Source organism: Paenibacillus xylanilyticus, assembly GCF_013359935.1.
GTDB lineage: Bacteria > Bacillota > Bacilli > Paenibacillales > Paenibacillaceae > Paenibacillus > Paenibacillus xylanilyticus.
Window position 1 is genome coordinate 1 of record NZ_JABMCB010000174.1, and the last position, 1,109, is coordinate 1,109.

Sequence of the window (1,109 nt, forward strand, 5' to 3'; positions counted from 1 at the left end):
ATCCAATCGTATCCAGTTTGTTCATCAGGTTCGTGTAGCATCCGTGCAGATCGCCAACTACCCAAATATTTCGGTATTTGCTGCCATCAATTTTTTCGTAATAGCGCATCTCTTTCACTCCATCCGCGATGAACCATGAGAACGTCGTTGACGATGGCGTGCATTTTCCCGTCTTTATCATCAACGTATTTTCTGACCGTACCGCGACTACATTTCAGTCTGCGTGCTACTTCTGTCTGATTTCCGTATGTTTCAACGAGCATGTCTGGAATGGTTTTTACTGAGAACGTCATGCGGCCTCACTTCTGCTATTTCGCAGGTCTTTGAGTTTCTGTTGGTACTCTGCCTTGATCGCCTTGCACTCTTCGATAGTCCAGCGATGGCGGTTATGGTTTGATTCGATTTCGTCTACTGCTTCCTGCCCGATGCGGCTAATCAGTTCGACGCGATACGGAACGAGATTTCCGCTTTTGTGCTGGTTGCACACCACGCATTGCTTGTGAATATTGCGTTCATTAAATCGGAGTTGAGGTGCCGCAGCAGTTGTCCGGTAATGTCCGGCATCCCACTGAGCAGACGTGAGCGTTCCGCACGAGATACATGGTAAGTCGCGGTCTCTTTCTCTGATGAAGGCGTTTACGGCTTGTTGGGCTTGTTTAATCCAGTAACTGCGGGGCTTTAAGGCGAGTTTTCGAATCTTAAGTTTATCTTTCTGTTTCTGCTCCTCTCGTCGTCGTTTCTTCTCTGCTGCTTTTTCCGCTTTTTCGCGTTCTTTACTTCGTCGTTCGAGTGCTATCTTGGTTCCACACTCTGGAGAGCACCACCACTGATTAGCGAATGCAGGGTGAAACCATTCCCGGCATTCATCGTTTTTACATCGTCTTCGCGCTGGTTTAGCCATCATCTTCTTCCTCGTGCATCGAGCTATTCGGATCGCTCATCAGTTCTGCGCAGCAGTGCTCACACACGTGAACTTCCAGCACATGCAGCTTCTGACCGCAGTTAGCGCACGTTAAAGCTCGCTCGACGCTTTCTTGTTCGTAACTTCGATTTTGGTCAATCACCTTGTTTTCCTCGCACGACGTCTTAGCCACCGGATATCCCACAGG

At 48.7% G+C, this 1,109-nt stretch carries 3 protein-coding genes; all 3 read right to left on the bottom strand.

Annotated elements, in window-relative coordinates:
- Positions 1-86: 86 nt before the first annotated feature.
- Complete coding sequence (locus tag HP552_RS10570; RefSeq protein WP_002901791.1) at positions 87-293, bottom strand: phage NinH family protein; 207 nt, start codon at positions 291-293, stop codon at positions 87-89.
- Entirely contained in the window at positions 290-904 is a 615-nt protein-coding gene (locus HP552_RS10575; protein WP_015979261.1) for a recombination protein NinG, read from the bottom strand. Before HP552_RS10575 ends, HP552_RS10570 begins: the two co-directional genes overlap by 4 nt.
- Positions 894-1,109: protein NinF (locus HP552_RS10580; protein ID WP_217506379.1), on the bottom strand; the 216-nt coding region annotated here is incomplete at its 5' end. The genes HP552_RS10575 and HP552_RS10580, both read right to left, overlap by 11 nt.